The sequence below is a fragment of the Bradyrhizobium sp. HKCCYLRH3073 genome (genome assembly GCF_051167995.1).
GTDB lineage: Bacteria > Pseudomonadota > Alphaproteobacteria > Rhizobiales > Xanthobacteraceae > Bradyrhizobium.
Genome location: NZ_JBNPUD010000001.1, coordinates 324,972 through 351,603, shown reverse-complemented (window position 1 = coordinate 351,603; position 26,632 = coordinate 324,972). Strand labels below are relative to the sequence as shown.

The following is a 26,632-nucleotide window of genomic DNA, read 5'->3' as shown; positions in this document are numbered from 1 at the left end:
ATTGACTCATAACGATCGTTATTCTATTAATACATCACGGTCGTTATATAATGGCCGCCATTCCCCGGACAACCGCCATAGCGCGGGCACAGGAGGACTCATGCCGATCAGTCTCACACTCACCGAAGGCGTCATCGCTGCCGACAAGGCGCCGATCGCCGTCGCGCGGATCACGGAAGCGTTCCTGAGACATCATGGTCTCGCGGGAAACAGGATCATGACGGCGAACGTCACGGCCCATCTGAACATCCTGCCGAAGGGCCAGACCTTCGCCGGTGGCACGCCTGTCGACGGAGCCTGGATCGAGACCAAGACGCCGTCCTTTGCGCTCGCCAGCCACGACATCCAGACGGCGTTCTTCGGCGAAGCCACCGACATTCTGCATGACCTCTCCGGCGGGGCGCTGGCGAGGGACCGGATCTGGTCCAACGGCGTCCATGCCGTCGACGGCACCTGGAATCTGCACGGCAGGCCGATGACCAACGAAGCGCTTGTGGGAGCCATCACCGCAGGCTGACCACGGCCATCGCGGCCGCTGCCGCATCGCGCGGCGGCGGCCCTGACCGAATGCCGACCGCTCACGTCCCCGGCTTCACCAGCCCGAGCTCCGCGAACTTCATCTCCGTCGCCACCACCGCGTTCTCATACACCTCGCCGCGCTCGACGAAGTAGTTGAAATAGCCGGCCGGCGTCTCCGGCTGGATCTCGACCAGCTCCACGGTCTTGTATTTGGGATCGGTGATGGCGCCGCTCGCGATCAGGTCGTTGATGCGCTTGAGCGCATCGACCTCGGCTTTGTAGCCGACCGAGAACCACATCTCGGTGGTCCAGTCCTGCACCTCGAACCAGTTGGCCGGCGCCTGGCCCTGCCACCCCTGGGCGAGCGGGCGGACGGCGAAGACGCGGTCGAAACCGTGTAGCTCGGAGATGATGCTGCCACGGTGATAGGCGCCGTCCATCTGTCCCTGCGGCAGCTTGGTGAAGCCGTAGAGCGACAACCATAGCGCGGCCTTGACCGCCTCCGGCGTGATCGGGCGGATGGCGCGCTCGGCCATCACCTCGGAGGCGTAGCGCAGGTCGCGCTTCGCCGCCGATTGCCGCGCCTTGACGGCATGAGCATTGGGAACCGACTTCTCCGACGGCAGCAGCGCCCGCGCCGCCTCGTTGCCGTAGAGATAGCCGGTGCCGGTCTCGGGATCATAGGTGTTGAACACGACGCCGATCGGCGTGGCGTTGAGCGTCTCCGCCGCGTGCGCGAAGTCGGCCTCGCTGCGCACCGGGACATATTGCTGCGCCGGCCACAGCCGGTCGGCGAGGGCGTTGAACGGGCCGTCGCGCCAATCCGGCCAGGAGACGAGGCGCGCCAGCGCCTCGGCATAGGCGGGACGGAACACCCCGGGATAGCCGAACATCACCGTGCGCAACTGCGACGCCGGATCCCGGTGGCGGTCGGAGGACATCAGCTCGTTGCGCAGATCGAGACCCTGAAGCCACGCCGACAGCACCAGGATCTGGCCGGATGTCGCGGTGACGAGATCCGGCGTCACGCCCCAGGCGCGGGCCGTATCGAGGAAGCCGGCGCCATGGGCGTTCAAGCCGCCCAGCCCGGCCAGCGCAAAGGCCACACGCACGGCTTTCTCCATCAGCAGAGGGATCGGGGAATGCTACCTCAGATTGTTTCTGCGACGCAACCGGCGACGAGACGCGGCGAATTCGAACATCGAACGAAGCGGCGCGTTTCGAACATGATCAACGCTCATATCCCGGCGAAACAACGGTGATTCGCGGAAACCTCGCAGCGCCAGGCGGCGGAAGGCTGCAGCCGGCGGCTGTGCGGCCCGTCACAACCTCATGTTGCGCGCGTGCATGAGGCCTCTCCTGTCGATCGGCGGTTGTCACAACCGCAAAAAGTTACATAACTTGACCGTGCGTGAGGGCAACACCTGTTGTCTATCTGCCATAGTATGGCAATGATTGGTTAACCATATTGAATTACCTTGGTTAACATGGCTCGCGGCAAACAGCCTTCTGTGTCGCATGCGCTTCCGAAGCAGCAGACGCTGCTCGATTGCTTCCTGGAAGCGCAGGCGAAGAGGACGAAGCGTCGACGGCGCTCCGCCGACGCGGCGACCAGCATCGATCCCGCCCGTCCCTTGGAGCCGACCGAGGACGCCTCGTCCCGCGACGAGGCCGAACAGACGTCGGCCGAGATCAAGGCCGTCCGCGCGGTGTAAAGTCCGCGCGGCACCGCTTCGGACCGGTGCGCCCCTGCCCTCAGCTCAGCCGAGATGCTTGTGGAAGAACGCCGTGGCGCGGCCCCAGGCGAGCTCGGCGGCCGCGCGGTCGTGCACGGTCATGCGCTGCTCGTTCACGAAGGCATGCTCGGCGTCGTAGCGGTAGAGCTCGAGCGACTTGCCGGCGGCCTTCATCGCCGCCTCGAAGCCGTCCACCAGCGCCGGCGTGCACCAATCGTCCTTGTTGGCGAAATGGGCCTGCAGCGGAATCTTGACGTCGGCGGGCTTGGCTGCCTGCTCCGGCGGAATGCCGTAGAACACGACGCCCGCGGTCAGCTCAGCGATCCGGGTGGCGCCGATGATCGTCACCGCGCCGCCGAGACAGAAGCCGGTGAGGCCGACCTTGGCGCCGTTACGGGCGAGATATTGCGCGGCGCCGCGCACCGTCTGCGTGGTCGCGTCCATGAAATCGAGCGAGTTCATCTCGCGGCCTGCCGCATCCGTGTCGTGATACGGCACCACCGTGCCCTTGTAGAGATCCGGCGCCAGCGCGTTGAAGCCGGCCAGCGCGAACCGGTCGCACATGCCCTTGATCTGATCCTGCAGGCCCCACCATTCCTGGATGACGACGACGCCCGGCGCATTGCCCTGCGCCGCCTTGGCGAGATAGCCCTTGGCCTCCTGGCCGTCGGGGCGCTTGAAGCTGATGAGTGTGCCCATGATGGTCCTCCGCAATTTCTGTTTGGGACGTTGGGAATGCGGTTTACCGCAAATGCGCGTCCGGCGCGACGGGAGGGGATCGGGTTCGCTTCAACGTGACCGCCTTCGTAGCCGGATGTCGCCACGCTCGGCCACGGGTCGCCGCGCTACACAGGCAGCGACCGTGGCGCGAACAGGATCACGGCCATGCCGGCGAGGCAGATCAGGGCGCCGGCGGCGTCCCACAGATCGGGGCGATGATCTTCGACCAGCCAGCCCCACAGCAGCGCCGACGTGATGTAGATGCCGCCATAGGCGGCGTAGGCGCGGCCGGCGAGCGGGCTGTCGGCGAGGGTCAGCAGATAGGCGAAGCCGGCAAGCGCGACCATCCCCGGCAACAGCCATAGCGGCGAATGGCCGAGCCGCAGCCAAGCCCAGAACGCAAAGCAGCCGCCGATCTCGAGCACGGCGGCGCCTGCGAAGGCCAACAATGACGTCATTGCGTCCCCTCCTCTGCCGCGCCTCGTCAACGCTACGACGGCCAGAGCGGCCAAAAGAAAAAAGCCCCCAGAGGGGGCTTTTTCAATCGCATGCGGCGATGGCTCGCGCTCCACTCAATGCGCGGCAGCCCAGACCCGCTTCTTGGTGAAGTACATCAGCCCGGCGAAGATGATCAGGAAGATGAACACCTGATAGCCGAGGCGCTTGCGTGCTTCCATGTGCGGCTCGGCGGTCCACATCAGGAAGGTCGCGACGTCGTGGGCATACTGCTTCACGGTGGCCGGCGAGCCGTCGTCGAACGTCACCTGGCCGTCGGACAGCGGCGGCGGCATCTTGATCGCGTGGCCGGGGAAGTACTTGTTGTAGTACGAGCCGTCCGGGATGGTCACGCCGTGCGGCGGGGTCTCTTCATAGCCCTGCAGCAGTGCGTTGACGTAGTTCGGGCCCTGCTCCTGGAACTGGGTGAAGAAGTCGATCAGGAACCAGGGGAAGCCGCGCTTGTAGGAGCGCGCCTTGGCGATCAGCGACAGGTCCGGCGGCGCCGCACCGCCATTGGCCGCACGGGCCGCCTGCTCGTTCGGGAACGGCGCCGGGAAGTAGTCGGCGGGACGGCCCGGGCGCTCGAACATGTCGCCGGCGTCGTTCGGACCGTCCTTGATCTTGTACTCGGCGGCGAACGCGGCCGCCTGGGCTGGCGAGTAGCCCGGGCCGCCAGGCTCGGCCAGATTGCGGAACGCCACATAGTTCAGCGAATGGCAGTTCGAGCAGACTTCCTTGTAGATCTTCAGGCCGCGCTGCACGGCGCCGCGATCGAAGGTGCCGAACGGACCTGCAAACGACCACTTCACCGACGGCGGGTTCTCCTGGCCTTCGCTGGCACGGGCATCGCCCATGCTGCCAGCGAGCAGCGACACCGCGGCGACCAGCGCAATCGCGGCCGAGGCCACCACCTTGCGGCCGGACTTCGCCAGCACGTCGTCGGCGATCGAGTTCGGCAGCGGCCGCGGGCGCTCGATGCGGGCGAGCAGCGGCAGCACGATCAGGAAGTAGGCGAAGTACAGCACGGTCAGGATACGGCCGAGCACGACGTAGACGCCCTCCGGCGGCTGCGCGCCGAGATAGCCGAGGCCGACGCAGACGACGACAAAGATCCAGAAGAACTGCTTGCCGAGCGGACGGTACTTGTTCGAGCGGGTCTTGGCCGAGTCGAGCCAGGGCAGGAACACCAGCACGATGATCGCCGCGAACATCGAGATCACGCCGGCGAGCTTGTTCGGCACCGAGCGCAGGATGGCGTAGAACGGCAGGTAGTACCATTCGGGCACGATGTGCGCCGGGGTCACCGCCGGGTTGGCCGGGATGTAGTTGTCGGCGTCGCCGAGATAGTTCGGCATGTAGAAGATGAACCAGGAATAGAAGATCAGGAAGCAGGCGACGCCGAAGAAGTCCTTGATCGTGGCATAGGGCGTGAACGGCACCATGTCCTTCTCGGTCTTCGGCTCGACGCCGGCCGGATTGTTCTGGCCAACCACGTGCAGCGCCCAGACGTGCAGCACGACCACGCCGGCGATCAGGAACGGCAGCAGGTAGTGGAGCGCGAAGAAGCGGTTCAGGGTGGGATTGCCGACGGAGTAGCCGCCCCACAGCAGGGTCACGATGCTCTCGCCGAAATAGGGCACCGCCGAGAACAAATTGGTGATGACGGTGGCGCCCCAGAAGCTCATCTGGCCCCACGGCAGCACGTAGCCCATGAAGCCCGTCGCCATCATCAGGAGATAAATGATGACGCCGAGGATCCAGAGCACCTCGCGCGGCGCCTTGTATGACCCGTAATACAGGCCGCGGAACATGTGGATGTAGACGGCAAGGAAAAACATCGACGCGCCGGAGGCATGCATGTTGCGCAGCAGCCAGCCGTAGTTCACGTCGCGCACGATCAGCTCGACCGACTTGAAGGCCATGTCGGCGTGCGGCGTGTAGTGCATCGCCAGGATGACGCCGGTGACGATCTGCACGCCCAGCATGATCGAAAGGATGGCGCCGAACGTCCACCAGTAGTTCAGGTTCCGCGGCGTCGGATAGGCAACGAAGGACGAGTGGACCAGGCCGATGATCGGAAGTCGTTGCTCGAGCCACTTCAAGGCGGGGTGGCTCGGCTGGTAGTCAGAAGGTCCACTCATGATGCGTTCCTGAAGAAATTATCTTGCACGATCGAGCGTGAGCTCAAGACAAACGTCTGCTCAGCCGATCTGGATCTTGGTGTCGGAAACGAACTGATAGGGCGGGACGGGAAGGTTGAGCGGCGCCGGTCCCTGGCGCACGCGGCCGGAAGCGTCGTACTGCGAGCCGTGGCACGGGCAGAAGAAGCCGTCGTAATTGCCTTCATGCGCGATCGGGATGCAGCCGAGATGGGTGCAGATGCCGATCACGACCAGCCACTGCTCGTGGCCGTCCTTGGTGCGGGACTGGTCGGTCGCCGGATCCGGCAGGCTCGACACCGGCACCGCGCGCACTTCCTCGACCTGCTTCTTGGTGCGGTGGGAGATGTAGATCGGCTTGCCGCGCCAGAACACCTTGATGTCCTGTCCTTCGGCGACGGGCGCGAGATCGACCTCGATCGGCGCACCGGCCGCGATGGTCGAGGCATCGGGGTTCATCTGGGAGATGAAGGGCCACAGGGCGAGCACACCGCCGACTGCCGCGGTAGCGCCCGTGGCGACGAAAAGAAAATCCCGGCGTGTCGGATGATCCGCAGTAGACGCTGTCACGATTCCAACCCTTTCTTCGTTGCAGCCGGTGGAACCGCCCCGCTCGACGTCTGACGATCTCGACCTGGGAGATCACGTGACCGGGAGATCCTGCCGGCGCCCGCGTCCCCCGCGGCGGCAGAAAACGGCTCGCTCCACCGCCCCTGGGGAACAAGCCGTCCAGAATCGTTCTATTGGCACCCTTGCGATACGAGCGCAAGCCCGCTATCGGCCCTGCAGCACGCCATGCACCAATTCCCGCTTCCGAAGCGGACTTTCAGCCTCAGTCTTAAGACCAATTCGCATGCAGATCGCGCTCTATCAGCCCGACATTCCGCAGAACACCGGAACGATTCTGCGCCTCTGCGCCTGCCTCGGGCTCGCGGCCCACATCATCGAGCCGGCGGGCTTTCCGGTGTCCGACCGCCAGTTCCGCCGCGCCGGCATGGACTATCTGGACCAGCTGAATTGGCGGCGGCACGATTCCTGGAGCGCGTTCGAGGCCTGGCGGTCCGGAGCGGGCCATCGCCTGCTGCTGCTGACGACCAGGGCCGCGACCTGCTATCTCGACGTCAGCTACCGGCCGGACGACATCCTGCTGCTCGGGCGCGAGAGCGCCGGCGTGCCGGACGGCGTGGCGGCAGCGGCCGATGCGCGGTTGCGGATTCCGCTCAAGCCCGGACTGCGCTCGCTGAACGTGGCGATGGCGGCGGCGATCGCCACCGGCGAGGCGCTGCGCCAGACCGGACAATTCGTCCAATTGCAGTCACAAGGAGCCGGAGCGTGAGCTACGCGGTGAAGGAAATCTTCATGACCCTGCAGGGCGAAGGCGCCCAGGCGGGCCGTGCCGCCGTGTTCTGCCGCTTCGCCGGCTGCAACCTGTGGAGCGGCCGCGAGGCCGACCGCGCAACCGCGACGTGCCGGTTCTGTGACACCGATTTCGTCGGCACCGACGGCACGCTAGGCGGCCGTTACGCCAATGCCGCCGACCTGGCCGCGGCCATCGCCGGGCAATGGACAGGCGGGGCGGCCGACCGCTATACGATCCTCACCGGCGGGGAGCCGCTGCTGCAGGTCGATGCCGACCTGATCGAAGCGCTCCACGCCCGCGGCTTCGCGGTCGGGGTCGAAACCAACGGTACGCTCATTCCGCCTGACGGGATCGACTGGATCTGCGTCAGCCCGAAGGCCGGCGCCGAGCTGAACCTGCGGCAGGGCCACGAGCTGAAGCTGGTCTATCCGCAGCAGGGAGCCGAGCCGGAGCGGTTCGACGGCCTCGCCTTCGAGCGCTTCTCGCTGCAGCCGATGGACGGGCCCGAGGCGGCCGCGAACACGGCGCGCGCCATCGATTACTGCCAGCATCATCCGCAATGGCGGCTCAGCCTGCAGACGCACAAGATGATCGGCATCAGATAGGATTGTGACTGACACGATGTGGGAATTGACCAAGTCGTTCACCTTCGAGGCCGCGCATACGCTGCCGATCACGACGCTCGGCGAAGCCAGCCAGGAGATCCACGGCCACTCCTTCCGCGCCGAGGTGACGGTGCGGGGCGATGCGACCAATCCCGAGACCGGCATGGTGGTGGATTTCGGCGTGCTGACGCAGCGCCTGGGCGAGATCCAGACCATGCTCGACCACAAGTTCCTGAACAAGATCGAGGCGATCGGGCTGCCGACGCTGGAGAACCTGTCGCGCTTCATCTATGAGCGCGTCCGCTCCATCGGCCATGTCACCAAGGTCAGCGTCCACCGCGACAGCTGCCGCGAGACCTGCACCTATTTCGGTCCGCAGGCCTGATCGATTGTGGTAGGACCGAACCGTAGCGACAACAGCACTGTCACCTCCGGCTGTCATGGACTCTTGACGGCGGGGTGACCGCCAATGTGCCAGGGGGGAGCGTCCATGACCATCGCCGCCATCGAGGATCGCAAGGCCCGCGCCCGCGCCTGGTTCGAGAGCCTGCGCGACCAGATCTGCGCGGCGTTCGAGCGGCTCGAGGACGAGGCGCCGGCTGCGCTCTATCCGCGCGCACCGAGCCGGTTCGTGCGCACGCCGTGGGAGCGCACCGACCATGGCGGCGGGCATGGCGGCGGCGGCGTCATGAGCATGATGCACGGCCGGCTGTTCGAGAAGGTCGGCGTGCACTGCTCGACCGTGCATGGCGAGTTCGCCCCGGAATTCCGCAGCCAGATTCCCGGCGCCTCGGAAGACCCGCGGTTCTGGGCCTCCGGCATCTCGCTGATCGCGCATCTGTGGTCGCCGCACGTGCCGGCGGTGCACATGAACACGCGCTTCGTCGTCACGACAAAAGCCTGGTTCGGCGGCGGCGCCGATCTGACGCCGGTGCTGGACCGCCGCCGCACCCAGGAGGACTCTGACACGGTCGCCTTCCACGCCGCGATGAAAGGTGCCTGCCACGCACACGCGGCTGTCGCCTCCTATGACAAGTACAAGCGCTGGTGCGACGAGTACTTCTACCTGCCCCACCGCAAGGAGCCGCGCGGCATCGGCGGCATCTTCTACGACCATCACGATTCCGGCGACTGGGAGGCCGACCTGGCCTTCACCCAGGACGTCGGCCGCGCCTTTCTCGCCATCTATCCCGAGCTGGTCCGGCGCAATTTTGCCGCCCCCTGGACCGAGGCGGACCGCGAGGAGCAGCTGATCCGGCGCGGCCGCTATGTGGAATTCAACCTGCTTTATGACCGCGGCACCACATTTGGGCTGAAAACCGGTGGCAATGTGGAGTCCATTCTGTCGTCGATGCCGCCTGAAGTGAAATGGCCCTGAAACCCTTGTTTGATTGACCCGTAAGCTCATTATGACCGCCGCCCTGCCCCGCGCCATGCTGATCGACATGGATGACACCATCCTGTCGGCCTATGGCCGTCCCGAGATCGCCTGGAACATCGTCGCCACCGAGTTCGCCGACGAACTCGCGCCGCATACGCCGCAGGCCGTGGCCGCCGCGATCCTGGCCTCGGCCCGCAGCTTCTGGTCGGTCGCGGGCGCGGAGTGGCGGATGAAGCTGATCCAGGCGCGGCAGGAGGTGGTGAAGGGCGGCTTCGCGGCGCTGACCAGCGCCGGCGCCGCCCCGCCGACCGAGCTCGCGATCCGCATCGCCGACCGCTTCACCGCCTACCGCGACGAGCAGATGTTCGTCTTCCCCGGCGCCCACGAGGCGATCGACGCGTTCAAGGCGCGCGGCGTCAGGCTGGCGCTCGTCACCAACGGCGAGGCCGGCCAGCAGCGCGCCAAGATCGAGCGCTTCGCGCTGGCGCATCGCTTCGACCACATCCAGATCGAGGGCGAGCACGGCTTCGGCAAGCCCGAGGAGCGCGCCTATTGGCACGCGATGGAGCGGCTCGGCGTCGGTCCGGACGACACCTGGATGATCGGCGACAATCTCGAATGGGAGATCGTCGCGCCGCAGCGGCTCGGCATCTACTCGATCTGGATCGACGTCCATGGCGACGGCCTGCCCGAAGGCACCGACGTCAAGCCCGACCGCATCATCCGCTCGCTGACCGAGCTGGTGCCGGCCTGAGCGTTAGCCCGTCGTTCACCTTGACGGGACACGCGCCTTTAACCGCGCGCGCCGTTCGTGCCCTCCCCCGGTGACCTGCGGCCTGCCCGTAACCGAATCGAAATTCGCACAAGCGTCTATTCGCTGCGGGGCTTGGAGGGGAATAGGCGCCAGTCCTTGCGCGCCGCTTCGACCGATCGCAAGCCGGTTCGAGCAGCGTCGGTGTCATGGCTCTCAATCTGCCGCAGATCTCCCTGGGCGTGTCGATCAAGAACTCGCTCCTGACGTCCGTCTTCCTGCTGCTGGCGATCCTCGCCGGCGTGTCGGTCATGGCGACGATGCGGCTGTCGGCGCTGCAGGACGCGATCGAGAACATCAACCGCGACCGGCTGCCGAAGATTCACACCCTGGGTGATCTCAACGTCAGCATCGCCCACACCCATCTCGTCGCGATCCGCGCAGCCCTCTCCACCGCGGCCGAGCCACGCGCCGCGTCCGAGCAGGAGCTGAGACGCCGCACCACCGACGTCGATGCGAAGATCGCGCGCTTCCAGGACACGATCGGCACCGACGCGCCGTTGAAGATGGCGTTCGACGAGTTCGTCAACAAATGGGACCTGTACCAGAAGCAGCAGGCGGTGATGCTCGAGCCGGAGGTCGGGGCGAGCCGCGACCGCCTGGAGCATGTCGTCAACATCGAAACGCCGCCGGTCTTCCAGGCCGTGGTCGATGCAATCGGACACGGCATCAGGCTCGCCGACCATCGCGCCGACAGCGCGATCGAGAGCGCGACGCTGGATGCCCAGGTGTTTCGCCTGGTGCTGTGGTCGGTCAACGGCGTCAGCGTGCTGATCGGGCTGGCGACGCTGCTGTTCGTCGTCCACGATGTCTCGATGCCGATCTTCCGCATCACCCGCAGCATGGAGGCGATCGCCAGGGGCGAGCTGCAGACCGAGATTCCCTATGCCGGCCACAGCAACGAGCTCGGCATGATGGCGCGGGCGCTGGCCGTGTTCCGCAAGAGCCTGGTCGAGAACGAACGCCTGAACGCGGCGACACGAACCCTCTCGGAGCTCAGCGAATGGCTGCAGTCGGCCAAGTCCGAGAGCGAGCTCTACGGGATGATCTCGACCGTGCTCGGCGGACTGATGCCGGAATGCACGGGCGCGCTCTACATCTACGCCGACAGCCGCGACGTGCTCGAACTGGCCGCCGAATGGAACGGCACGCTGCCCACCCGGACCCTGCACCCCGACGATTGCTGGAGCCTGCGCCGCGGCCATGTCTACGTCCATGGCACGAGCGAGGTCGAATTCCGCTGCGACCACGTGCACCACGAGACCAATGAGAACTACTGCTGCATCCCGATCCTGGCCCATGGCGAGACTGTCGGACTGCTGCACGTCGCCTACAATTTCGACGACCGCGACACCGCGGCCGAGGCCAAGGCGCGCTTCGCCGATCGGGCCCGCCTCGCGCTCGCCTGCGCCGAGCACCTGTCGATTGCCATCGCCAACATGAAGCTGCGCGAAGGCCTGCGTGACCAGTCGCTACGCGATACGCTGACCGGGCTGAACAATCGCCGCTATCTGATCGAGACGGCACGCCGCGAACTGCTGCGCGCCGCGCGCAATCAGACGCCGCTGAGCGTGGTGACCTTGGACATCGACCACTTCAAGTCGTTCAACGACAATCACGGTCACGAAGCCGGCGACACCGTGCTGCGCCATGTCGGAGAGATCCTCAAGGCCACGTTCCGCGGCGACGACGTGCCCTGCCGCCTCGGCGGCGAGGAGTTCGTCGTCATGCTGCCGAACTGCGGAATCGAGGAGGCCGCGCTGCGCGCGGAGGAGCTGCGCGCCCGCGTCGAGGCGCTCAACATCAGCTATGGCGAGGGCATGCTGCCGCGAGTGACGATCTCGGTCGGCGTCGCCGCCTATCCCGAGGCCGGCCTCGACCTGACGGAGATCCTGCGCGTCGCCGACGGCGCGCTGTACCGCGCCAAGCACAAGGGCCGCAACCGGGTCGAGCTCGCCTCCGGCGGCATGGTCCCGCCGATCGACGAGGTGACGAACCGGGCCGTCGCCGCGCTCGATGCCATCGTGGCACGTGCGGAGACCGACACCATCACGCCATCCGATCGGGAGACGGGCCAGCAGGTGGCCTGACGCCGGAAAGCTACTCCGCCGGCAGCAGGTGTCGCAGCGCCGACGCGATCATCACGCCGCCGCCGGTGATCACGGCGGCATCGAGGATGGCGGCGTGGATGTGCACCGGCATGCGGGCAACGAAGGCCTTGGCGAGGAACGCGCCGGGCACCGCGACCGCGCCGATCAGCAGGGCGAAGGCCAGCACCTGCGCCGTGACCACGCCTGCGAGGCCGAACACCGAGATCTTGATGACGCCCGTCGCCACCGAGATCATCGCATCGGTGGCGATGACCGCGGCGCCTTCGAGGCCGGCGGCCATCAGCAGCGACAGCAGGATCACGCCGGAACCAGAGGTGCCGCCGACCAGCACGCCATAACCGACCGCGCCGGCGGCAAGCCCGCCATTGCCGATCCGGACCTCGCGCTTGCGCAGGATCCGCCGCAGCGGAACGCTCATCATGAGCATCGTGCCGATCACGAACGCCGCGCCGGCATTGGTCAGTCGCGTGTAGCCGTAGGCGCCGAGCGCGGTCGTGAGCGCTGCCGCCGCGATGACGATTCCGGCGCGCGCACGGTCGGCGTGGCTGATATAGGCAACGACACGGCTGAGGTTGGTGAGGATCGCGGAGATCGCGATGATCGGCACTACCGGTTCGGCGCCGACCATCGGCACCAGTACGAGCGGCATGAGAGCGCCGGTGCCGTAGCCGGCAAGACCGCCGATGATGGAAGCGAACAGGGCGACGGCGGCGACGAGCAGGAGTTGCGAGAGCGAGATGTCGGCAAAGCCTGCCAGAAAATTCATGAACGTCCGTCGCGATTGACGCGCGCCGCCGCCTGGTCGGCGATCGCGTTCAGCGATGCCTCGTCGAGCGGAAAGTCCGCAGCCAACCAGGCATCCTCTGCGAGGGTGAGCACATGACCGAGAAGCGGTCCCTCCGCAACCCCGCGCGCGATGAAATCGGCCGCCTTCAACGGCAATTTCGGCGGCGTGAAGCGCTGCGGCAACAGCGCACGCTCGCGCCATCGCCGGTCGCCGCGATCGCGCGCCCGCGCCCAGCCGAGCATCAGGCGGTCGCGGTAGACGGTCTCGCCGAGACGATACAGCAGACGCCGGACCCGCGCCTCGTCGGCGGAAGCGAACCGCCACCAGCGATGGCCCATGCCGTCGAGCGCCTTGGTCTCGGCATTGGAGAGCTTCAGCCTGACGCCGAGCCGGCGCGCATCCTCGGTCACGGCGACCGCGAGCGCGGCAAGACGGCGGACCGCGCTCGGCGGCAGCTCCAGCTCGCGCTCGATGCCGATCATCGCGGCGAACGGACCGAGATAGGCGACGCCGCCGAGGATCGCCGTCAGCAACCCGCCATCCGCCATCGCCGCGACGGCGCCGACCGCGCCGTCGGTGACGAGCAGCTTCAGCATCTCCATGCGCACGCGCTCGGCTGACAGCGTCGCAAGCCCGCCACGGCCGGCGATGCAGGCCAGATAGCCCTCGCGATCAGGGGCGCCATGCCCGAATGCCGCATGGATGCGGAAGAAGCGCAGGATGCGCAGATAATCCTCGGCGATGCGCTGGGCGGGATCGCCGATGAAGCGCACGCGGCGTTGGGCGATGTCGGCGAGACCGCCGACGTGATCATGCACCACGCCGTCCGGCCCGACGGAGAGCGCGTTGATGGTGAAGTCGCGCCGGTGCGCGTCGCCGACCCAGTCGCGGCCGAACTCGACTTTGGCCTTGCGGCCGAAGGTCTCGGTATCCTCGCGCAGCGTCGTGACCTCGAACGGATGCCCCTCGAGCACGAGGGTCACGGTGCCGTGGTCGATGCCGGTCGGAACGCTCTTGATCGACGCCGCCTTGGCACGCCGGACCACCTCCGCCGGCAGCGCCGTGGTCGCGATGTCGATGTCGCCGATGGCGATGCCGAGCAGCGCATTGCGCACGGCGCCGCCGACCACCCGCGCCTCCTCTCCGTCGCAATTGAGCAGCGCGAGCACGCGCGCGGCGGGACCGGACGAGAGCCAGGGCGCGTGCAGCACCCGCGCGTCGATCATTTCTCGACCCCTGGAACGAGCCTGCCGTTCTCGACATGAGCGGGGACGTAGGTCGAACGCGGCGGCGCGCCGGAGAACTCGGCGAGCAGGACCAGACTTGCAATCACCAACACCAGCGCCGCCACCGTCAATTTTGTGATCAGATGAAAGGGCCAGCTGGCCGGCACCAACAGCCCCGATTTGGTCGCGAGCAAGAACAACACATAAACCGCAAAAGGAATGAGGAAAATTCCGATTTCCGTCAACACGCCACGGATCATGGCCGACATATCCGTTCGTACAAGACCCGAAGGATGCCGGCTGTGGCGCCCCATATGTAGCGCTCGGCGAACGGCATCGCGTAATACGAGCGCTCCATGCCGCGAAACTCCTTGGAATGCAGCTGATGATTGGCGGGGTCCATCAGGAAGGCCAGCGGCACCTCGAAGGCGTCGTCGACCTCGCCGGCGTTGATCTTGAGCGTGAATCCGGGCCGCACCCGCGCCACCGTGGGCAGGATGCGGAAGCCGAACGCGGTGCCGTAGACGTCGAGATAGCCGATCGGGTCGACGAAGCTGCGGTCGAGCCCGACCTCCTCCTCGGCCTCGCGCAGGGCGGCATCGAGCGGCGAGGCATCGGTGACGTCGATCTTGCCGCCGGGAAAGGCGATTTGTCCGGCATGGCTCGAGAGGTTCGGCGAGCGCTGGGTCAACAGGACCGTCGGCTCGGGATGGTCGACCACCGGGATCAGCACTGCCGCGGGGCGGATCGGCTGCTCGCGGGAGATGATCTCGAGCATGCGGTCGGTGCCGGAATCTCCGCTGGCCGGAATGACATCGGGATCGAGCAGGGCCTGCGGAACGTCGAAGCCCAGCCGCGCGCGGCCCCGCGCGAAGAAATCCGCTGAATTGAGCACAGCGGCGGCCCCGTTCCTCACCATGGGCTGGTTCAAAGCGCCCTCACCTCTTCTGCATCGGCCATGGGGAAGAACGCGCCGCCGGACCCCACGCCGAACATGACACGCCCATCGATCATCCGCTCCTCACCCATGTCAACAAGCTCGTAGTAGAGCGCCCGCGTCACCTTGGCCCAGAGATCGGCTCGCACATGCAGATAGGGCGTCAGGCCGCCGCTCTCGCCGGGCTCGAAGCGCAGGCGGTGCTCGGCATCGCACCCGACCCAGTCGTCGACATTGGTGCGGAAATGCAGCGACGGCCCGCGCGCATCGCTCTCCGTCCGCATTTCTACGGCCGTGAAGGGGACATCATCGACGCGGATGCCGACCTTCTCCACCGGCGTGACCAGGAAATAGCGATCACCCTCGCGCTTGAGGATCGTCGAGAACAGTCGCACCAGCGCCGGCCGACCGATTGGCGTGCCCATGTAGTACCAGCTACCATCACCGCCGATTCGCATGTCGAGATCGCCGCAGAATGGCGGATTCCACAAATGCACCGGCGGCAGTCCTCTTGCGGATGTGCCAGCCTGCGTTGCCGCCGACGTCAGCCGATCGAGTCCGTTGGCGGTGTCGAGTGCGTTGTCGGTGGTCTGCCCTTGCTTCGCCATGGTTTGCCTTGAGTTTGCGTCCACCTTGGCACGATTGGTGCAAGATTCCATCGCCGTCGGCTGTGCAAAAGTTCCTGGCGGCCCTGCAGGTCATGTAAGGTCGCCATAACGTGATGCCGTCAATACCCCGTAATGCCGATAATATGGGGATAGTTTAACTCAACGAATACAGCGCCTTCGCATAGATTGGCATCCGCTTCCCCGGCAAACTGGAGCGGAACGTCCGTCCGAAAGTTGAAGATGCGGGGCAGAAGGAGCGACGGAATGGCTGAGAGTGCCGAGAAGCTCGAGGATGCGATCGTCCGGTCGGCCGAACAGGTCTCCGGCCAGATCCGAGCGGCAAAGGATGCGATTTCCAGCGTCATCTTCGGCCAGGACCGCGTCGTGGAGAACACGCTGGTGACCATCCTGTCCGGCGGCCACGCGCTGCTGATCGGCGTCCCCGGCCTTGCCAAGACCAAGCTGGTCGAGACCCTGGGCGTCACGCTCGGCCTCGATGCCAAGCGCATCCAGTTCACGCCGGACCTGATGCCGTCGGACATCCTCGGCGCCGAGGTGCTGGACGAGAGCGCCGGCGGCAAGCGCTCGTTCCGCTTCATCGCCGGCCCGGTGTTCGCGCAGCTCCTGATGGCGGACGAGATCAACCGCGCCAGCCCGCGCACGCAGTCGGCCTTGCTGCAAGCCATGCAGGAGCAGCACATCACCGTTGCAGGCGCCCGTCATGACCTGCCCAAGCCCTTCCACGTGCTCGCGACCCAGAATCCGCTCGAGCAGGAAGGAACCTATCCGCTGCCCGAGGCGCAGCTGGACCGCTTCCTGATGGAGATCGACGTCGACTATCCGGATCGCGACGCCGAGCGCCGCATCCTGTTCGAGACCACCGGCGCCGAGGAGAGCGCCGCCAAGGGCGCGATGACGGCCGATGCGTTGATCGCGGCCCAGCGCCTGGTGCGGCGCCTGCCGGTCGGCGATTCCGTGGTCGAGGCGATCCTGTCGCTGGTCCGCTCGGCGCGTCCCGGTCCCGAGGCCGGCGATGCCGGCAAGCTGATCGCCTGGGGCCCGGGTCCGCGCGCCAGCCAATCGCTGATGCTCGCGGTGCGCGCCCGTGCGCTGCTCGACGGCCGCCTCGCGCCCTCGATCGACGACGTGCTCGATCTCGCCGAGCCCGTGCTCAAGCACCGCATGGCGCTGACCTTCCCGGCGCGCGCCGAGGGACGCACCATTCCGGACGTGATCCGACAACTGAAGAGCCGGATTGGCTGATGGCCGCAGCGACGGGGCACGCCGACAAGGAAATTCTCGCGATACGGCGTGCCGATGGCGAAAGCCGGACGCTGGCATCGTCGCTGCCGCGTCTCGTGCTGGAAGCGCGCCAGATCGCCGCCAATGTGATCCACGGCCTGCATGGACGGCGGCGTGCCGGCTCCGGCGAAAGCTTCTGGCAATATCGCCGCTTCGTTTCCGGCGAGCCGTCGCAGCGCGTCGACTGGCGCCGCTCCGCGCGCGACGATCATCTCTACGTCCGCGAGCAGGAATGGGAGGCGGCGCACACGGTGTGGATCTGGCCCGACCGCTCGCCCTCGATGGCGTTTGCGTCGAAAGGCGCGCGCGACAGCAAGCTCGAGCGCGCCCTGATCGTGACCTTCGCCCTGGCCGAGCTGCTGGTCGCCGGCGGCGAACGCGTCGGCATTCCCGGCCTGATCAATCCGACCGCGAGCCGCAACGTGATCGACCGCATCGCGCAGGCGATGCTGCACGATGAGACGGCGCGGCCCAGCCTGCCGCCCTCCTTCGTCCCCTCGGCGCTCGCCGAGATCGTCGTGCTGTCCGACTTCTGGTCGCCGATCTCGGAGATCAGCACCATGCTGGCCGGCCTGTCCGCATCGGGCGCACACGGCACGATGGTCCAGGTGGTCGATCCCGCCGAGGAGACCTTCCCCTATTCCGGCCGTGTCGAGTTCGTCGAGCCGGAAGGCGGCGAGGTGATCACCGCGGGCCGCGCCGAGAGCTGGGCGCAGGACTACGTCGCCCGCGTGGCGCTGCACCGCGACCAGATCCGCGCCGAGACCGGCAAGCTCGACTGGCTGTTCACCACCCACACCACCAGCCGCTCGGCCGCCGAGCTGCTGCTGTTCCTGCATGCCGGCATGACCACGGCAAAAGGTAGCGCGCGCGGCGGCGTCAAAGTGGGCGCTGGCCCCGGAGGGCTCGGCGCATGATGGGCCTGCCGCTGTCGTTCGCCGAACCGCTGCTGCTGACCGGCCTCGTCAGCCTGCCGGTGCTGTGGTGGCTGCTGCGGGTGATGCCGCCGCGGCCGCGCCGGATCGAGTTTCCGCCGACCCGCCTCCTGTTCGACATCACGCCCAAGGAAGAGACACCGTCGCGCTCGCCGTGGTGGCTGACCCTGCTGCGGCTGATCGCGGCGGCGCTGGTGATCTTCGCCGCGGCCGGCCCGATCTGGAATCCGCGCACCGAGGCCGTCGGCAGCAAGGCGCCGCTGGTGCTTCTGCTCGATGACAGCTGGAGCGCGGCGGCGAGCTGGGACACCCGCATCAGGGCCGCCGACGAGATCATCGCCAATGCCGATGCCGACCGCCGCGGCGTCGCGCTGCTGCCGCTGTCGGAGCCCGCGCGTGACCTCACCTTGATGCCGGCCGGCGCGGCGCGCGTCGCGCTGCGCCAGATCGCGCCCAAGGCCTACACGACCGAGCGCGCCGATGCGCTGCCGCAGCTCGATCGCTTCCTGAAGGCGACCGGCGATGCCGAGATCATGTGGTTCTCCGACGGCGTCGATCCCGGCCGCGGCAGCGAGTTCGTGACGGGTCTCGCCAAGACCATCGGCGACCGCAGCCTGACGGTGTTCGAAGGCGGCACGCCCTCGCCGCTGGCGCTCGCCGGTGCCGAGAACGCCGCCGCCAAGATGACGGTGAAGGTGCTGCGCGCCGATCTCTCCGTTCCCGGTGGCATCGTCCGCGCGCTCGATGCCAAGGGCTCGCCGCTCGGCGAGGCACAATTCAGCTTCGCCGCCGGCGCGCACGACGCCGAGGCGAGCTTCGACCTGCCGGTCGAGCTGCGCAACGACATCACGCGGCTGGAGATCGCGGGCGAGCGCTCGGCTGGAGCCGTACAGCTGCTCGACAAGCGCTGGCGCCGCCGCGCCGTCGGCATCGTCTCCGGCGCCACCAGCGACACCGCGCAGCCGCTGCTCGCCCCGACCTTCTACCTCACCCGCGCGCTGTCGCCGTTCGCCGATCTCCGGCTCGGCGACCGCGGTGCGCCGCAGCAGGTCATCACGCAATTCCTCGACCAGAAGGTGCCGATGATCGTGATGGCCGATGTCGGCACGCTGTCTCCGGAGCTGCGCGACCGGCTCAATGGCTGGATCGAGAACGGCGGCGTGCTGGTCCGTTTCGCCGGACCGCGCCTCGCGCAAGGCGACGACGATCTCGTGCCGGTGAAGCTGCGCCGCGGCGGCCGCACGCTCGGCGGCAGCCTGACCTGGGAGAAGCCGCAGCATCTGGCCGCGTTCGCCGCCGACGGCCCGTTCGCCGGCATCACTGTGCCGAAGGACGTCACCGTCAACCGCCAGGTCCTCGCCGAGCCCGACGCCGTGCTGGCGACCAAGAGCTGGGCATCGCTGGAGGACGGCACGCCGCTCGTCACCGGCGAGCATCGCGGCAAAGGCGTGATCGCGCTGTTCCACGTCAGCGCGGACATGCGCTGGTCCGATCTGCCGATGTCCGGCGCGATGGTCGAGATGCTCCGCCGCATCGTCGACATGTCCGGCTACACCTCGACGCCGGGACCGGGTCCCGCTGGCGAGACCGCCAAGGCCACGCTGGCACCGCTGCACATCCTCGACGGCTTCGGCGCCTTCGGACCGCCGCCTTCGACCGCCAAGCCGCTGCCGGCCGATTTCAACGACCGGGCTTCGCTGGATCATCCGCCCGGATTCTATGGCCCAGCCGAGGGACCCACCGCAGTGAACACGCTGAGCCCCGCCGATCGCATTCTTCAGCTCGACACGTCGGCGCTGCGCGCCAACCGCGCCAGCTACACCACCGCCGAGCCGCGCGATCTCCGGGGCATCCTGCTGTCGACCGCGCTGCTGCTTTTCCTGATCGACGCGGTCATCGTCGCTCTCCTCGGCGGTGCGCTGGCCTCGCTCGCACGGCGGCGACGCGCGGCACCCGCGTCCATCGCGCTTGCGGTGCTTGCAACCGGCGCCCTGCTCGCCGTCGCAATGCCGACCACCGCGCGCGCCGATGCGGCAAGCGATGATTTCGCGATGCGCGCGGTGTCGCAGACGCGGCTTGCCTATGTCGTGACCGGCAATGCCGACGTCGATTCCATCGTCAAGGCCGGGCTGACCGGACTGACCTTGTTCCTGGCGCAGCGGACCGCGCTCGAAGCCGGCGATCCCGTCGGCGTCGATCCCGCCCATGACGAGCTTGCCTTCTTCCCGCTGATCTACTGGCCGATCGTGCCGGGCGTGCCGAAGCCGCCGCAGGACGCGATCAACAAGATCGATGCCTACATGAAGCAGGGCGGCACGGTGATCTTCGATACCCGCGACGCGGTCGAGGCGCCCCCCGGCGAGAACGGCGCGCAGCAGACCCCGGGCATGCAGTCGCTGCGCGAGATCCTGTCGTCGCTCGATGTGCCCGAGCTCGAGCCGGTGCCGCGCGAGCACGTGCTGACCAAGACGTTCTACCTGCTGCGCGACTTCCCCGGCCGCTTCACCACAGGCCAGACCTGGGTCGAGGCGCTGCCGAAGGACGAGGACGAGGACAGCGCCTCGCGCCCGGCGCGCGGCGGCGACGGTGTCTCGCCGATCATCATCACCTCCAACGATCTGGCCGGTGCCTGGGCCATCCGCCCCGACGGCCAGGCCATGCTGCCGATGGTTCCGGGCGAGCCGCGGCAGCGCGAATTCGCCTTCCGCGCCGGCGTCAACATCGTGATGTACACGCTGACCGGCAACTACAAGGCTGATCAGGTGCACGCGCCGGCGCTGATCGAACGGCTCGGGCAATGAAATTAGCTGTGCGCGAAGGTCGCGCCAAACCCATAGCCGTCATGGCCGGGCTTGCCCCGGCCATCCACGACCAGCGGCGCACGCTGCGCGACGTGGATGCCCGGCACGAGGCCGGGAATGACGACAACTGCGAGTTTGCCTCATGAACTACGGCATCGCGTTCACACCTCTGGTCCCGCCGATCGTGCTGTGGCTCGCGATCGGCGCGATCGTCGTCATCGCGGCGCTGCTGTTGCTCGGCCGCTCGCGTTCGGCCTGGATCCGCGTCACCGCGCTGGCCTTGATCGCGCTCGCGCTGGCCAACCCGCAGTTCACGCGCGAGGACCGCGAGCCGCTGAGCTCGGTCGCCGCCGTCGTGGTCGACAAGAGCCCGAGCCAGAATTTCGGTGACCGCAACAAGCAGACCCAGGCGGCCCAGGAGTCGCTGGTCGACAGCCTGAAGAAGATCAAGGGCCTCGAGGTCCGCGTGGTCGATGCCGGCCAGGCGGACGGCGAGACCGACGGCACGCATCTGTTCAGCGCGCTGACATCGGCCCTGTCGGACGTCCCCGTCGATCGGGTCGCGGGCGCCTTCATGATCACTGATGGCCGCGTGCACGACATTCCCGGCAACCTCGCCGCGCTCGGCTTCCAGGCTCCGCTGCAGGCCCTGATCACGGGCCAGAAGGCCGAGCGTGACCGCCGCGTCGCGATCACCGCGGCCCCTCGTTTCGGCATCGTCGGCCAGCCCCAGACCATCAGCTTCCGGCTCGATGATCAGGGCATCGCGGGCGCCAGCGCGAAGGTCGTGATCCGCCGCGACGGCGAGGTCATCAGCGAGCGCACCTTGACCAGCGGCCAGGCTGCCAATGTCGACGTCGACGTCAAGCACGAAGGTCAGAACATCGTCGAGATCGAAGCCTCGCCGCTCGACAACGAGCTGACCCTCGTCAACAACCGCGCGGTGGTCTCGATCGATGGCGTCCGCGACAAGCTGCGCGTGCTGCTGGTGTCGGGCGAGCCGCATTCGGGCGAGCGTACCTGGCGCAACCTGTTGAAGTCAGACGCCAGCATCGATCTCGTCCACTTCACGATCCTCCGGCCACCGGAGAAGCAGGACGGCACCCCGATCAACGAGCTGTCGCTGATCGCGTTTCCGACCCGCGAGCTGTTTCAGCAGAAGATCAACGAATTCCAGCTGATCATCTTCGACCGCTATGCCCGCCAGGGCGTGCTGCCGGTCGCCTATTTCGACAACATCGCGCGCTACGTGCGCAATGGCGGCGCGGTGCTGGTCTCGGCCGGCCCGGACTACGCCTCCAACACCAGCATCTGGCGCACACCGCTCGACTCGGTGCTGCCCGCCGAGCCGGTCGGCGTCACCGAGAAGCCGTTCTATGCGCATCTGTCCGACGCCGGCAAACGGCATCCGGTGACGCGCGGCCTCGAAGGCTCGGGCTCCGAGCCGCCGCGCTGGAGCCGCTTCTTCCGCACCGTCGAGACGCGCAATGCGGTCAGCCCGCCGGTGATGACCGGCGCCGACGGCAAGCCGCTCTTGCTGCTGTCGCGCTTCGGCGCCGGCCGCGTCGCGCTGCTGCTATCCGACCACATCTGGCTGTGGGCGCGCGGCTACGAGGGCGGCGGTCCGCATCTCGACCTGCTCCGACGCACGTCGCACTGGCTGATGCAGCAGCCTGACCTGGATGAGGAGGCGCTGCGACTCCAGATCCAGGGCAAGAATCTCGCCGTCATCCGCCAGACCATGGGCGACACCGTGCCGCCGGTCACCGTGACCTCGCCGTCCGGCCAGACGCGTGAGCTGACGTTGAGCCAGGGCGATCCCGGCGAATGGCGCGCGACCTTGCCGGCCAACGAGCTCGGCCTGTGGCAGGCCACGGACGGCACCTTGAAGGCGCTCATCAATGTCGGCCCGACCAATCCGAAGGAATTCTCCGAGGTCACTTCGACCACCGAGACGCTGAAGCCGCTGGCACAGGCCACCGGCGGCGACGCCCGCCGCATCGCCGACGGATCCGGCATCGACATGCCGCGCATCGTCCCCGTCAGGTCATCGACGCTGTTCAGCGGCGACGGCTGGATGGGCGTGCGGATGCGCGACGCCAGCGTCGTCAAGGGCGTCGGCGTGCTGCCGATGTTCGCCGGCGTGATCGGCCTGTCGCTGCTGCTCGGCGCGCTCGCCGCCACCTGGGTGCGCGAGGGTCGCTGACACAACGACACGAGCACGCGCCACCGCCTCGTGCGACGTGGCGCGAAGGGCACAGCGACGGGGATTCCACCCGCCGTCGCAGTGCGCTGATTGACAGGTGTGAAGCCCCCTTGCGATGTTACATTGTAACAACGGCTGATCATCCTCCCAGCCGAACGGGGTGGCCTATTCACATGAGGCCGATTTACATGAGCCAGAGCTGGCGATGAGCTGGTTTCGCGCGAACATCAAGGATGTCTCGCGGCTGGCGCTGTTTGCGCTGGTGCTGCAATTCGCGCTCGCGTTCGGCCACGTTCATTGGCTCTCCGCGCAGGCGCTGGACGGCGGCCGTCTCACGACGGCGCAGGCCCATACCGGCTCCTCTCCCGCAAGCCAGGACCCCGACCAGCAGCCATCCGCTGACGGCTGCGCCATCTGCGCCGTCATGGCGATGGCGCAGTCGATCCTGCTGTCACCGGCGCCCGTTCTGACGCCTCCTGAAGCGGTCGCATTCCGGCTGCCCGATGCGATCACCGCCACTGTCGCGGCCGTCGTCGTCGACACCGCCTTCCAGCCGCGCGCTCCTCCCACCGCCTGATCTGAGCCGCTCGAAACGCTGCCCCGCTGCGCGAGCGCACGGCGGCCGCGTGCAGGAATGGGTCCGTCGCAACCCGACGGCAGGCGCATCCCGCCAGCAACGAAAGACGTGGGACGCCTGATCAGGATCAGGAATTGAAAGATGTTGTCGAGAGCCTTGATGTCGGGCTGCAGCGCCGCAGCCTTGTTGTGCGTTTTGGGTGCGCCCGCGCGCGCTGACGATCCGGCGAAGCCGGCGGCCGAACTGCCCGAGGTCACAGTGACCGCACCGAGCCCGATCCGTGCCCGCAAGCCGGTGGTGCCGCGGCCCAATCCCACCGCGCGCGTGGCGCGCAGCGGCCCACGCACGCCGGCGCCCGCGCGCGAGGCCCAGACCGCGCCGCCCCCGCCGCAGCAGGGCGTAACGCCCATCATCACCGACCAGTTCGCGACCGTCACGGTGGTGCCGAATGAGGAGCTGCGCCGCTCCGGCGCGGCAACGCTCGGCGATCTCCTGAATTCCAAGCCGGGCATCACCGGCTCGAGCTTCGCGCCGGGCGCATCGAGCCGGCCGATCATCCGCGGCCTCGACGTCAACCGCGTCGGCATCGTCGAGAACGGCATCGGCGGTGGCGGTGCGTCCGATCTCGGCGAAGATCATTTCGTGCCGATCGATCCACTCACCAGCGACCAGATCGAGGTCGTCCGCGGCCCCGCAGCGCTACGCTACGGCTCGACTTCGATCGGCGGCGTCGTCAGCGCCACCAACAATCGCATTCCCAGCGCGCTGCCGAGCTGCGCGACGGCGCCGTTCCAGACCTATGGCCTGCCGGCGAGCGCGCCAGCCGCGGGCAGCGCGCCTTGCGTCACCGCGGAAACGCGCACCTCGTTCAGCTCGGTCGATCGCGGCGTCGAGGGCGGCGTGCTGCTCGATGCCGGCGGCGGCAATTTCGCTGTCCATGCCGATGCCTACGGCCGCAAGACCGGCGACTACTCCATTCCCGGCTACCCCTATCTGTTCGACCAGACCCGCCCGGTGAACGGCCGGCAGCCGAACTCCGCCGTGCAGAACGATGGCGCCTCGCTCGGCGGCAGCTACTTCTTCTCAGGCGGCTTCGTCGGCGCTGCGATCACGCAGACCGATGCGCTCTACCATATCCCCGGCATCGACGGCGCCGACAGCCGGACCCGGATCGACGCGCACCAGACCAAGATCACCGCCAAGGGCGAGTACCGCCCGGACTCCGCGGCGATCGATGCCATCCGCTTCTGGGCCGGTGCAACCGACTATCGGCACAACGAGATCGGTCTCGCCGACCCCGCCGATCCCACCACCGACGGCGTGCGCCAGACCTTCACCAACCGCGAGCAGGAAGCGCGCGTCGAGATGCAGATGATGCCCGTCAATCTGCGCTTCGCGACGCTCACGACCGCCTACGGCGTGCAGGCCGGACACCAGGAGCTGAATGCGCCGAGCCCCGACAATCCCGGCTCGGTGTTCAACGGACTGTTCGGCCCCAACACCAACAACCGCGTCGCCGGCTACGTCTTCAACGAGTTCGCCTTCACACCGGCGACCAAGGCACAGGTCGCAGCCCGCATCGAGCACGTCTCATTGAACGGCTCCACGCCGAACTTCCCGGTCGACTATCTGCCGGACGGCACGCCACAGGCCAACATCGCCCGCAATCCGTCGTACACGCCGAAGAGCGCGAGCGTCGGCCTGTTGCAGAACCTGCCGGGCGATCTCGTGGCGAGCGTCACCGCGCAATATGTCGAGCGCGCGCCGAAGCCAGCCGAGCTGTTCTCGCGCGGCGGCCATGATGCGACCGCAACCTTCGACATCGGCAATCCGAACCTGACCATCGAGACGGCCAAAACCGTCGAGGCCGGACTGCGCAAGGCGACCGGCCCTTTCCGCTTCGAGGCCACCGCCTACTACACGCAGTTCAGCAACTTCATCTATCGGCGGCTGACCGGGGTGATGTGCGACGGCGATTTCGCGTCGTGCGGCACGACAGGCACGGAGCTGAACCAGGCGGTCTATTCGCAGCGCAACGCGCTGTTCCGCGGCGCCGAGTTCCAGAGCCAGTTCGATGTCGCTCCGCTCGGCACCGGCATCTGGGGCATCGAGAACCAGTTCGACGTCGTCCGCGCCACCTTCGCGGACGGCACCAATGTGCCGCGGATTCCGCCGATGCGCGTCGGCGGCGGCCTGTTCTGGCGCGACGCCAACTGGCTGACCCGCATCAATCTGCTGCACGCCTTCGCGCAGAACGATATCGCGCCGATCGCGGAGACGCCGACGCCAGGCTACAACCTGCTCAAGGCCGAGGTCAGCTACCGGACCAAGCTCAACCCGAACATGTTCGGCGCGCGCGAGATGCTGGTCGGCATGGTCGGCAACAATCTGTTGAACGAGAAGATCCGCAACTCCGTGTCCTACACCAAGGACGAGGTGCTGCTGCCCGGCATCGGCGTGCGGATCTTCGCCAATCTGAAGTTTTGAGTGCGAGGTCCTCACCTCGCCCCGCTTGCGGGGAGAGGTCGGATTGCATCGCCAGATGCAATCCGGGTGAGGGGGACTCTCCGCGAGGTTTGTGCGTGTGGCTGCCCCTCACCCCAACCCTCTCCCCGTGAAGAACGGGGAGAGGGAGCGCACCGTGCACGCCGTGCGAGCTTCCTCTCGACCTACTTCGCGTAATCCCAATCGGGCCGGATCGCGCCCTCGACGCCCTCGAACGCGCCCTCGATCAGCTCGTTCACCAACAGCCGGTTGTAGTCCACCGGTCCCGGCATGATCGCCCTGCCCTTCGGCACCGGCTTGAAGCCGACGCGCGTGTAGTAGGCCGCGTCCCCCACCAGCAGTATCAAGCGGTGGCCCTGCGCCCGCGCGTCCGCGACCGAACGCTCCATCAGCATGCGGCCGATGCCGTGCTTGCGGAACGGCGGCTCGACCGTCAGCGGCCCGAGCATCAGCGCCTTGGTGTCGCCGACGCAGATCGGCAGTTGCCGCACCGAGCCGACCAGCAAAGTGCCGATATGAGCGGTGAACGACAATGCGAGCAGATGATCGACATGCTCGCGTAAGCGGTAGGCGCTCAGCACGAAGCGGCCGGGGCCGAAGGTGCGCTCATGCAGCCGCTCGATCGCCTGCGCGTCGCCCGGCTTTTCGGCGGAGATCGTAATGGACAGGTCACTCATGTGGGGTGGCGAGATAGCATTCTGGAGCGGCGCGGTCCATGGGCGGGCCGTCCACGTGTTGACAGCATTCGCCCGCTCCGGCGGGCACCGATGCTAATTTTCTGAGCACTCGCGCGGCGTGATCGAAGATTGTGCTAAGATGTCAAGTTTCCGGAGCTGCCCTCGCTTAAC

General features: G+C 67.3%; 26 protein-coding genes. 15 read left to right on the top strand and 11 right to left on the bottom strand.

What is annotated here, in order from left to right:
• Nucleotides 1–100 precede the first annotated feature (100 nt).
• Complete coding sequence (locus ACQR1X_RS01580) at nucleotides 101–517, top strand: 4-oxalocrotonate tautomerase (RefSeq protein WP_316238228.1); 417 nt, start codon at nucleotides 101–103, stop codon at nucleotides 515–517.
• A 61-nt stretch (nucleotides 518–578) separates the two neighbouring features.
• Here ACQR1X_RS01580 and ACQR1X_RS01575 read toward each other — a convergent pair whose 3' ends face one another.
• Nucleotides 579–1,631, bottom strand: a complete 1,053-nt coding sequence (locus ACQR1X_RS01575; protein WP_434898206.1) for a hypothetical protein — start codon at nucleotides 1,629–1,631, stop codon at nucleotides 579–581.
• Nucleotides 1,632–2,030: 399 nt separating this feature from the next.
• Here ACQR1X_RS01575 and ACQR1X_RS01570 point away from each other — a divergent pair, with 399 nt between their 5' ends.
• Nucleotides 2,031–2,234, top strand: coding sequence for a hypothetical protein (locus ACQR1X_RS01570; RefSeq protein WP_434898205.1), 204 nt, complete (start codon nucleotides 2,031–2,033; stop codon nucleotides 2,232–2,234).
• Between the two features lie 45 nt (nucleotides 2,235–2,279).
• Here ACQR1X_RS01570 and ACQR1X_RS01565 read toward each other — a convergent pair whose 3' ends face one another.
• The 4 genes from ACQR1X_RS01565 to petA all read right to left on the bottom strand — a co-directional run bounded on the left by ACQR1X_RS01565 (nucleotide 2,280) and on the right by petA (nucleotide 6,205).
• Complete coding sequence (locus ACQR1X_RS01565) at nucleotides 2,280–2,954, bottom strand: dienelactone hydrolase family protein (RefSeq protein WP_315802785.1); 675 nt, start codon at nucleotides 2,952–2,954, stop codon at nucleotides 2,280–2,282.
• Nucleotides 2,955–3,100: 146 nt separating this feature from the next.
• Entirely contained in the window at nucleotides 3,101–3,433 is a 333-nt protein-coding gene (locus tag ACQR1X_RS01560) for a YnfA family protein (protein WP_434840525.1), read from the bottom strand.
• Nucleotides 3,434–3,547: 114 nt separating this feature from the next.
• The gene (locus ACQR1X_RS01555) at nucleotides 3,548–5,614 is read right to left on the bottom strand and encodes a cytochrome c1 (RefSeq protein WP_434898204.1); all 2,067 of its coding nucleotides are present in this window, start codon (nucleotides 5,612–5,614) and stop codon (nucleotides 3,548–3,550) included.
• A gap of 60 nt (nucleotides 5,615–5,674) precedes the next feature.
• Nucleotides 5,675–6,205 carry a ubiquinol-cytochrome c reductase iron-sulfur subunit gene (gene petA / locus ACQR1X_RS01550; RefSeq protein ID WP_315802877.1) on the bottom strand — a complete coding sequence of 177 codons (531 nt, stop codon included), beginning with the start codon at nucleotides 6,203–6,205 and terminating at the stop codon, nucleotides 5,675–5,677.
• A 280-nt stretch (nucleotides 6,206–6,485) separates the two neighbouring features.
• Here petA and ACQR1X_RS01545 point away from each other — a divergent pair, with 280 nt between their 5' ends.
• From ACQR1X_RS01545 to ACQR1X_RS01520, 6 genes are all read left to right on the top strand, one after another.
• Nucleotides 6,486–6,968 carry a tRNA (cytidine(34)-2'-O)-methyltransferase gene (locus ACQR1X_RS01545; RefSeq protein ID WP_316178147.1) on the top strand — a complete coding sequence of 161 codons (483 nt, stop codon included), beginning with the start codon at nucleotides 6,486–6,488 and terminating at the stop codon, nucleotides 6,966–6,968.
• A complete protein-coding gene (queE, locus tag ACQR1X_RS01540) occupies nucleotides 6,965–7,597 on the top strand; it encodes a 7-carboxy-7-deazaguanine synthase (protein ID WP_315802781.1) in 633 nt (210 codons plus the stop codon). The genes ACQR1X_RS01545 and queE overlap by 4 nt, the downstream gene beginning before the upstream one ends.
• A 16-nt stretch (nucleotides 7,598–7,613) precedes the next feature.
• Nucleotides 7,614–7,982: a 6-pyruvoyl trahydropterin synthase family protein gene (locus tag ACQR1X_RS01535; RefSeq protein ID WP_315802876.1), complete on the top strand. Its 369-nt coding sequence runs from the start codon at nucleotides 7,614–7,616 to the stop codon at nucleotides 7,980–7,982.
• Nucleotides 7,983–8,087: 105 nt separating this feature from the next.
• On the top strand, nucleotides 8,088–8,975 hold the full coding sequence (gene hemF / locus ACQR1X_RS01530; protein ID WP_434898203.1) for an oxygen-dependent coproporphyrinogen oxidase: 888 nt from the start codon (nucleotides 8,088–8,090) through the stop codon (nucleotides 8,973–8,975).
• A gap of 31 nt (nucleotides 8,976–9,006) precedes the next feature.
• A complete protein-coding gene (locus ACQR1X_RS01525; RefSeq protein ID WP_316217327.1) occupies nucleotides 9,007–9,732 on the top strand; it encodes an HAD family hydrolase in 726 nt (241 codons plus the stop codon).
• Nucleotides 9,733–9,938: 206 nt separating this feature from the next.
• Nucleotides 9,939–11,879, top strand: coding sequence for a diguanylate cyclase (locus tag ACQR1X_RS01520; RefSeq protein WP_315802778.1), 1,941 nt, complete (start codon nucleotides 9,939–9,941; stop codon nucleotides 11,877–11,879).
• Between the two features lie 10 nt (nucleotides 11,880–11,889).
• Here ACQR1X_RS01520 and ACQR1X_RS01515 read toward each other — a convergent pair whose 3' ends face one another.
• From ACQR1X_RS01515 to ACQR1X_RS01495, 5 genes are read right to left on the bottom strand one after another with little or no spacing between them, the layout of a single operon-like run.
• Nucleotides 11,890–12,666: a TSUP family transporter gene (locus ACQR1X_RS01515; protein ID WP_434882530.1), complete on the bottom strand. Its 777-nt coding sequence runs from the start codon at nucleotides 12,664–12,666 to the stop codon at nucleotides 11,890–11,892.
• Nucleotides 12,663–13,913, bottom strand: coding sequence for a CCA tRNA nucleotidyltransferase (locus ACQR1X_RS01510; protein ID WP_315802776.1), 1,251 nt, complete (start codon nucleotides 13,911–13,913; stop codon nucleotides 12,663–12,665). Before ACQR1X_RS01510 ends, ACQR1X_RS01515 begins: the two co-directional genes overlap by 4 nt.
• Nucleotides 13,910–14,173 carry a DUF6111 family protein gene (locus ACQR1X_RS01505; protein ID WP_315802775.1) on the bottom strand — a complete coding sequence of 88 codons (264 nt, stop codon included), beginning with the start codon at nucleotides 14,171–14,173 and terminating at the stop codon, nucleotides 13,910–13,912. The genes ACQR1X_RS01510 and ACQR1X_RS01505 overlap by 4 nt, the downstream gene beginning before the upstream one ends.
• Nucleotides 14,170–14,832: a CoA pyrophosphatase gene (locus ACQR1X_RS01500; protein WP_434898202.1), complete on the bottom strand. Its 663-nt coding sequence runs from the start codon at nucleotides 14,830–14,832 to the stop codon at nucleotides 14,170–14,172. The genes ACQR1X_RS01505 and ACQR1X_RS01500 overlap by 4 nt, the downstream gene beginning before the upstream one ends.
• A gap of 8 nt (nucleotides 14,833–14,840) precedes the next feature.
• A complete protein-coding gene (locus tag ACQR1X_RS01495) occupies nucleotides 14,841–15,458 on the bottom strand; it encodes a DUF1285 domain-containing protein (RefSeq protein WP_434898201.1) in 618 nt (205 codons plus the stop codon).
• Nucleotides 15,459–15,722: 264 nt separating this feature from the next.
• Between ACQR1X_RS01495 and ACQR1X_RS01490 the strand changes: the two genes are divergently transcribed.
• The 7 genes from ACQR1X_RS01490 to ACQR1X_RS01460 all read left to right on the top strand — a co-directional run bounded on the left by ACQR1X_RS01490 (nucleotide 15,723) and on the right by ACQR1X_RS01460 (nucleotide 25,766).
• Entirely contained in the window at nucleotides 15,723–16,721 is a 999-nt protein-coding gene (locus ACQR1X_RS01490; protein WP_316217332.1) for an AAA family ATPase, read from the top strand.
• On the top strand, nucleotides 16,721–17,677 hold the full coding sequence (locus tag ACQR1X_RS01485; RefSeq protein ID WP_434898200.1) for a DUF58 domain-containing protein: 957 nt from the start codon (nucleotides 16,721–16,723) through the stop codon (nucleotides 17,675–17,677). Before ACQR1X_RS01490 ends, ACQR1X_RS01485 begins: the two co-directional genes overlap by 1 nt.
• Complete coding sequence (locus ACQR1X_RS01480; protein WP_434898199.1) at nucleotides 17,674–20,496, top strand: DUF4159 domain-containing protein; 2,823 nt, start codon at nucleotides 17,674–17,676, stop codon at nucleotides 20,494–20,496. The genes ACQR1X_RS01485 and ACQR1X_RS01480 overlap by 4 nt, the downstream gene beginning before the upstream one ends.
• The gene (locus tag ACQR1X_RS01475) at nucleotides 20,493–20,642 is read left to right on the top strand and encodes a hypothetical protein (RefSeq protein ID WP_434898198.1); all 150 of its coding nucleotides are present in this window, start codon (nucleotides 20,493–20,495) and stop codon (nucleotides 20,640–20,642) included. The genes ACQR1X_RS01480 and ACQR1X_RS01475 overlap by 4 nt, the downstream gene beginning before the upstream one ends.
• Nucleotides 20,639–22,702 carry a hypothetical protein gene (locus ACQR1X_RS01470; RefSeq protein WP_434898197.1) on the top strand — a complete coding sequence of 688 codons (2,064 nt, stop codon included), beginning with the start codon at nucleotides 20,639–20,641 and terminating at the stop codon, nucleotides 22,700–22,702. Before ACQR1X_RS01475 ends, ACQR1X_RS01470 begins: the two co-directional genes overlap by 4 nt.
• A 205-nt stretch (nucleotides 22,703–22,907) precedes the next feature.
• A complete protein-coding gene (locus ACQR1X_RS01465; RefSeq protein ID WP_316178114.1) occupies nucleotides 22,908–23,279 on the top strand; it encodes a DUF2946 family protein in 372 nt (123 codons plus the stop codon).
• Between the two features lie 159 nt (nucleotides 23,280–23,438).
• Nucleotides 23,439–25,766: a TonB-dependent receptor domain-containing protein gene (locus tag ACQR1X_RS01460; RefSeq protein WP_434845633.1), complete on the top strand. Its 2,328-nt coding sequence runs from the start codon at nucleotides 23,439–23,441 to the stop codon at nucleotides 25,764–25,766.
• A 182-nt stretch (nucleotides 25,767–25,948) separates the two neighbouring features.
• Here the strand turns inward: ACQR1X_RS01460 and ACQR1X_RS01455 are convergent, their stop codons facing one another.
• Nucleotides 25,949–26,461, bottom strand: coding sequence for a GNAT family N-acetyltransferase (locus ACQR1X_RS01455; protein ID WP_434845376.1), 513 nt, complete (start codon nucleotides 26,459–26,461; stop codon nucleotides 25,949–25,951).
• Nucleotides 26,462–26,632: the final 171 nt, after the last annotated feature.